The sequence below is a fragment of the Legionella santicrucis genome (assembly GCF_001468135.1).
GTDB classification, from domain to species: Bacteria; Pseudomonadota; Gammaproteobacteria; order Legionellales; family Legionellaceae; genus Legionella; species Legionella santicrucis.
In genome coordinates, this window is the sequence record NZ_LNYU01000077.1 from 1 (window position 1) to 5,512 (window position 5,512).

A 5,512-nucleotide genomic window follows, 5' to 3' on the forward strand; every position below is an offset into this window, starting at 1 on the left:
ATATCCATTGGATTCCCTCCCTAAAATTAAGAGCGGAATTCTAATGCTTTTTAGTCAGCCAGCAAGTCCCGTGCGTAACATGAGTTATAAGGAAAAACTCATGTCAAAATTAGTGGAGAAATTAATTGAAACACAAAAATATGCCATGTCTATACGTCCCAAGGTCGCAGGTTTTCCAGTTCTAGCAGAAGCACTTCGCCAATCGGGCGTTATTATGAACCGCTGGACACTACCTTCGTGTCAATCAGTTTATACGATGAATGAAGGTATCGTTGTTCAGCAAGGAAACCCTATAGTTACTGGGACATTTGAATTTCCTAAGTTTAATCGCGATGCGTTGATAAAAGCCATTCGAGAGGATCAAGAGGGTATAAGCAGTTTTCCTGAGTTTTTAATACATGCATGGGAGGCTGGAGTTGTTGGTTACGATGTTGACTTTACAGAGCGAAAAGTTATCTATTATGGTGTTACTGGTGAAAGTTATATTGAAGAGTATCCAGCAGTAGAAATTAAATAAGGGAGATACAGGGTAAACAAGGATATTAGCCTAATTTAGGTTGAGACCGGCTGTGATCACACAATTTATGCTGGCTCAAAGAATTGGAAAGCTTAACGGTCGATTGCGAAAAGGCAATATTTTCCGTCATCAGCTATTACCAAGCAATTTTTCCCCATCTTCACGAAGCTCACCCTTGGGCGATACGTGTCGATATAATGTTTGCTTTGTAATTCCAAGCTCTTCACACAAGCTGCCAATTTTAGTTTCAGCGTTTCCCATAGCAGCTATGGCCAGGCGAAGTTTTGCCGCGGTCATTTTATAAGGACGCCCGCCTTTTCGTCCACGCGCTCTTGCAGCTTGCATGCCTGCAATCGTTCGTTCTTTAATCATTTCTCGTTCGAATTCGGCAAGGGCTGCAAAAATACCAAATACTAATTTTCCGGCAGGTGTTGTTGTATCAATAGCTGCTCCATGACCAGTGAGTACCTTTAGGCCAATGTTTCTTGAAGTGAGATCATGAACAATATTAATAAGATGACGAAGATCTCGTCCTAGCCTATCGAGTTTCCAGACAATAAGGGTATCGCCTTCACGAAGCGCTTTAAGGCAATTTTGTAATCCAGGTCTATCGTCGTTTTTCCCTGATGCATAATCTTGATAAATATATTCTTGTTTAACACCAGCAGCTAATAAGGCATCTGATTGTAAATCAGTTGTTTGTGAGGGCTCCGTTGCAAAAACAAAACCTTGTACAAAAATCCATCTTCTGGATAGATCTCAGCTGTAGATCCCAAATTGTTCATTAATAAATGAGATCTCAGTCCGAGTTCCATACATCCAGATATTGAACTGTCCTTTTTTAAACATGCGCATGATTTCAAAGCCCTTGATGGTTGCATAGGCAGTTTTCATGGATTGAAATCCCCTGACTGGATTGATGAGTCGCTTAAGCTTCCCATGGTCTGCCTCGAGACGGTTATTGCGGTATTTTATCTGCAGATGACTTATATTGGGAGCCAGATTTCCTTCCTGCTTAAGCTCTTTAATAGCCTGGCCATAGGCCGGATTTTTATCGGTATTGATAACACTAACATCACAGGTTGGATTAGACTTGATGAGCTTCTTTAGAAAGCGCTTCGCAGCTTTTACATTCCTACGATGAGAAAGGTAAAAATCAATTGTGTTGCCACGTTCATCGATTGCACGATACAGGTATTTCCATTCACCCTTTATCTTGATATAAGTTTCATCAAGGTGCCAACGATTGGCATAACGTTTCTTATGCCAGTCAAGACGTTTTTTTAATTCAGGGGCATAATGCTGAACCCAACGATAAAGTGTGGTGTGATCTATAGAAAGACCACGTTCCGACATCATTTCTTCCAAATCTCTGTAACTGCTCCCGTATTTACAGTACCAACGCACACATTGCAGAATTACTTCACCATGAAAATGACGCCATTTAAATGCCACAGGTTTCGTGGATCGCATTTGAGGTCTCAGTTAATAGTTTTAGTTTGAAGTATAATCCATCGTTCGTTTTTGCAACGGAGCCAAAAAATCACTAAAGCGATGATGGGTTTTAAGGCCTTTCATTCAGCACAAGCTACCTTATCAGGGATTGAGCTACATCATATGTTGAGAAAAAACCAACATCAGCAATCAGAAAATATGACTATTTTTAAACAATTCTATGCGTTAGCTGCTTAACTACGCCCAAAATAACTGTATTTAGTGGCTGGAAAAAATTTTGCGACACAACCTATTTGAATGCCTAATCAGCAGATCTGAGAAATTTGATGACCTGATTGACTTTGTCAAAAAAATATACTATTCGATATTATATAAATAATGCGGACTAAGAGAATAAGCGAACTCAGACAGAGGGTAAACACATGAAGATATTTTGTACTATTTTAGGGATGGGTCCAAGAAGGATGGTCGAGCTTGATGTTAAAGAGTCTACATCGATATTAGATGCCAAATTGGCACTTTTAAATTATCTTTACCCTAACGTTAAGATAGATAAAACGCTTGAAACCTTATTAAATACAGAAGTAAAAATATTACACGCGGGAGCCATTAAGAAAAATTTTGATGATATCCAGCGCGAAGACGATATCACTTTAATTTTAACAGAGATATTTAAGAACAACATTCAATCTATTGCAAATAATCAGCAATCTGAAGAAATTTCTTCTACTGAAATTTTTTTGTTGCCTCCCTCTCAGGAAATATTTATTAAAGAAATACCTAAACAAACCAGCGCGTCCTCTCCTCAACAAAAAACCATTGGAAACAATATGATAAATTATATTTGGATGGGAAATTTATCGACCCACATTAATAAAGTTTGCTGTTCTTTAGGACCTAAAAGTCTAGCGCAACACTCGCCTGAGGCTAAAATAATTGTTTGGGTCCCCGAGCGTTTAATAGGTGACGCAAAAGCATTATTTTCTGATTGTCCTAGTATATCAATACAATCAGTGGATGCTATGTTAATAGGCTCCTTAAAGCATCTGAGCAAATCTACTGTCGAGGAGATACAAAATACGTTAGAAATGCAAGAAAAAAACAAACTTTACACCGCTCAAAAAGATCTATTAACGTTGGTTATTCTCGAAGAATTTGGAGGTTATTTTTTTGATTGTACCACGCGCTTCACTGCTAAACCTAACTTACCTCAAGTGGTAGGCGTTAAAGTTGCGATTACTCAGAAAGCAGTAGATTCGTCTACCGAAATGATAAGTAATTATAATTTATCTCCTTGGTTTCAGGTTGATGTATGGGTATTTGCATCTGAGCCGGGACATCCCGTGATGAGGAATGCATTAAATGCTTATTTAAAGGATGAGCAACGCGGAACCACCAATGCACTATCGATGGGTTGTGTAGGCGAATCTTTAGTACGGCACTTTGGTATGTCTTTGAATCCAGAGTCTCTTTGGTTGAAAGAATCAACTCCATTTGGCTGGCGAGTACAAGAATTGACTATGGATAAAATACATATGGGACTGTGGAGAAAAATGAGTGATGAAGCTAAGGAAGCGGTGTTAGGAAACGCTTATAAAGAGCTTGGATTAAATATTCGAGAGGCGTCTCTAGAACCTCAACATCAAGCAAATATATCTAACCCTGCTAACCTCTCCGGTACATTATTTCATCATGCAGCTGAAAAAAATACGCCCTCAGAAAATGTCGCAGAGGATAGTTCCAAAAAGATACCTTAAACAAGTGACTGTCCGACAAGTTAAATACCTCAATAATAGTGTTGAACAGGACCACCGGTTTATCAAAAAAATCACTAAAGTGATGATGGGTTTTAAGGCCTTTCATTCAGCACAAGCTACCTTATCAGGGATTGAGCTACATTATATGTTGAGAAAAAACCAACATCAGCAATCAGAAAATATGACTATTTTTAAACAATTCTATGCGTTAGCTGCTTAACTACGCCCAAAATAACTGTATTTAGTGGCTGGAAAAAATTTTGCGACACAACCATTGATCGTGTCAATACCCGCTTTGTTAGCTCCACTTTTGTCCATAGTTACCTTTTCAGGCATTCCATTTGAACCAATAGCCTTCTCAAAAAAGGCACGCGCTGCAGGCTCATCCCGTTTCTCTGAAAGCATAAAATCAATGGTATTTCCTTCTTTATCAACCGCACGGTATAAGTAACCCCACTGGCCTTTTACCTTGATATACGTCTCATCCATCCTCCAAGATCTATCAGCTCGCCTTTTATGGCGTTTTCGGAATCTCTCTTCCAAGTGAGGAGAATATTTAATAACCCAACGATTGATGGTGGAGTGATCCACTTTTAGGCCACGCTCTAAGGCTAATTCTTCAATTTCTCGATAGCTCAATGGATAAGCCAGATACCAGCGGACTAACATCAAAATGATTTCTTTTTTAAAATGACACCACTTAAAATTGAGCATGAACAATCTACAAAAATCATGCAACTCTATCAGCTAGGACTTCTTTTTGCGACACAACCACCATACGTAGGGTTAAGAAACAAAGCCATATGGAATTACAAAAAGCAGCTTAATTGCTCCACTCTTTTTTCCCTTTAGTTCCATATTAATTTGACAGTGTCCATACGCCAAATATTTTTTGATTATCTTCCAGAGCATCAATTATTATATTGATTTCCTCTTTTAGTTTTTGTAACGTACGCGGCGTAGGGTTTTCTTTTATTTTTGTTAATGCTGTTTTTAGAGTCTCACAGGTACTTAAATAGCTGCTTCCAAAAATTACGCTCTTTTCTGAATTATCCAGATTGGTTAACTCATCAACTAATTTATCTAATTTATCCATAGCTGGTCGAGGATTAAAAATGGAGTGTATCCACCATAAAATAGAAAATCCCAATATTAAAATGAGGATAGCACGATCTGCCATGTTAGGATAGGTCACCTCTCTTGTTTCCAGGTAGCTCTCGGTACGGAATTGGGCAGTAAGGGCATGCCATGGCAACGTTCCGTATCCTACTCTAACGGAACGAGTTCTTTCTACTTCTTGCTGATATGTTTCATGCCCTAAAGATAGTGACAGCATAGTGAAGAGCCCTAAAAGAGTTGCTCCTGACAATAAAACATAATAAGGAATAGCAAAATGATATTTTTCTCGATCTAAAGCAGTATGAAGTTCTGTTCGTAACTGAACAAACTGCCTATGTATTTCAGAATACTTTGCAGCTATTAATTCTGCTTTCCGTTCTTCTTTTTTTGCCTCAGTGATCTTTTTAAACTCATTAAAAAACATAACATGTCTGTGATAGAATGATTGAAAATAGTTTATTCTTCAATCACATGTCATGTCAATAAATTTGGTTGTGTCGCAAAAAGAAGTCCTAGCTGATAGAGTTGCATGATTTTTGTAGAAAGTTGGATTGTTCATGCTGAATTTTAAGTGGCGTCATTTTAAAAAAGAAATCATTTTGATGTTAGTCCGCTGGTATCTGGCTTATCCATTGAGCTATCGAGAAATTGAAGAATTAGCCTT

Annotated in this window: 6 protein-coding genes and 3 pseudogenes; 5 read left to right on the forward strand and 4 right to left on the reverse strand. The window is 38.2% G+C overall.

Annotated features, from left to right (window positions below; translation table 11 throughout):
• On the forward strand, positions 1 to 517 hold a 517-nt coding region (locus Lsan_RS12910), incomplete at its 5' end, for a DUF1398 domain-containing protein (RefSeq protein ID WP_237762128.1).
• 129 nt (positions 518 to 646) lie between these two features.
• On the opposite strand, the gene Lsan_RS12915 is transcribed toward Lsan_RS12910, so the two are convergent.
• Both Lsan_RS12915 and Lsan_RS12920 read right to left on the reverse strand, forming a co-directional pair.
• Positions 647 to 1,258 (reverse strand): recombinase family protein, encoded by a 612-nt coding sequence (locus Lsan_RS12915; RefSeq protein ID WP_058514639.1) that lies wholly within the window; start codon positions 1,256 to 1,258, stop codon positions 647 to 649.
• A gap of 18 nt (positions 1,259 to 1,276) precedes the next feature.
• Positions 1,277 to 1,990: an IS6 family transposase gene (locus Lsan_RS12920; RefSeq protein ID WP_058514640.1), complete on the reverse strand. Its 714-nt coding sequence runs from the start codon at positions 1,988 to 1,990 to the stop codon at positions 1,277 to 1,279.
• Between the two features lie 81 nt (positions 1,991 to 2,071).
• Between Lsan_RS12920 and Lsan_RS22150 the strand changes: the two genes are divergently transcribed.
• The 3 genes and pseudogenes from Lsan_RS22150 to Lsan_RS12935 form a co-directional block, all read left to right on the forward strand.
• Positions 2,072 to 2,209 (forward strand): transposase, encoded by a 138-nt coding sequence (locus Lsan_RS22150; RefSeq protein ID WP_065236305.1) that lies wholly within the window; start codon positions 2,072 to 2,074, stop codon positions 2,207 to 2,209.
• 185 nt (positions 2,210 to 2,394) lie between these two features.
• On the forward strand, positions 2,395 to 3,729 hold the full coding sequence (locus Lsan_RS12930; RefSeq protein WP_133134397.1) for a hypothetical protein: 1,335 nt from the start codon (positions 2,395 to 2,397) through the stop codon (positions 3,727 to 3,729).
• Positions 3,730 to 3,745: 16 nt separating this feature from the next.
• Positions 3,746 to 3,949: pseudogene (locus Lsan_RS12935) on the forward strand (DDE-type integrase/transposase/recombinase); the annotation flags it as partial.
• Positions 3,950 to 4,002: 53 nt separating this feature from the next.
• On the opposite strand, the pseudogene Lsan_RS12940 reads toward Lsan_RS12935, so the two are convergent.
• Together Lsan_RS12940 and Lsan_RS12945 are read right to left on the reverse strand one after the other, a co-directional pair.
• Positions 4,003 to 4,443 (reverse strand): annotated as a pseudogene (locus Lsan_RS12940) (IS6 family transposase); the annotation flags it as partial.
• 145 nt (positions 4,444 to 4,588) lie between these two features.
• Positions 4,589 to 5,272, reverse strand: a complete 684-nt coding sequence (locus Lsan_RS12945) for a hypothetical protein (protein WP_058514645.1) — start codon at positions 5,270 to 5,272, stop codon at positions 4,589 to 4,591.
• Positions 5,273 to 5,405: 133 nt separating this feature from the next.
• Between Lsan_RS12945 and Lsan_RS23050 the strand changes: the two are divergent.
• Positions 5,406 to 5,512: pseudogene (locus tag Lsan_RS23050) on the forward strand (IS6 family transposase); the annotation flags it as partial.

What these genes read in the sequence shown, in the direction of transcription:
- Lsan_RS12945 (WP_058514645.1), bottom strand. Translation starts at nt 5,272, where the DNA reads ATGTTTTTTAATGAGTTTAAAAAGATCACTGAGGCAAAAAAAGAAGAA.
- Lsan_RS22150 (WP_065236305.1), top strand. Translation starts at nt 2,072, where the DNA reads ATGATGGGTTTTAAGGCCTTTCATTCAGCACAAGCTACCTTATCAGGG.
- Lsan_RS12920 (WP_058514640.1), bottom strand. Translation starts at nt 1,990, where the DNA reads ATGCGATCCACGAAACCTGTGGCATTTAAATGGCGTCATTTTCATGGT.
- Lsan_RS12930 (WP_133134397.1), top strand. Translation starts at nt 2,395, where the DNA reads ATGAAGATATTTTGTACTATTTTAGGGATGGGTCCAAGAAGGATGGTC.